The 305-nt window shown below is 44.3% G+C and carries 1 rRNA gene; it reads left to right on the forward strand.

The features are described 5' to 3' along the window. Positions 1-207: 207 nt before the first annotated feature. Positions 208-305, forward strand: a 5S ribosomal RNA gene (rrf, locus tag ACUJB0_RS31735); the annotation flags it as partial.

Genomic DNA, 305 nt, shown 5'->3' on the forward strand with positions numbered 1-305 from the left:
ATGCATTAAGCTAACTGATACTAATTGCCCGTACGGCTTGTCCCTATAACCTTAGCAGGTTATGGTGAATGAGAAGTATGTTGGAACGTTCGTTGATACAACTTCATTACCTAAATATTTACTGCATAAACGATATAAATCGTTTATAATACTTCCTCCAGATTCTTGGCGGCGCGGAAAAAGACGCGACGCTAGTACAAGTCAATGCCTGATGACCATAGCAAGTTGGTCCCACCCCTTCCCATCCCGAACAGGACCGTGAAACAACTCTGCGCCGATGATAGTGCTGCAACCAGTGTGAAAGT

It is taken from the genome of Duganella caerulea (genome assembly GCF_040362985.1).
GTDB classification, from domain to species: Bacteria; Pseudomonadota; Gammaproteobacteria; order Burkholderiales; family Burkholderiaceae_D; genus Rugamonas; species Rugamonas vulcania.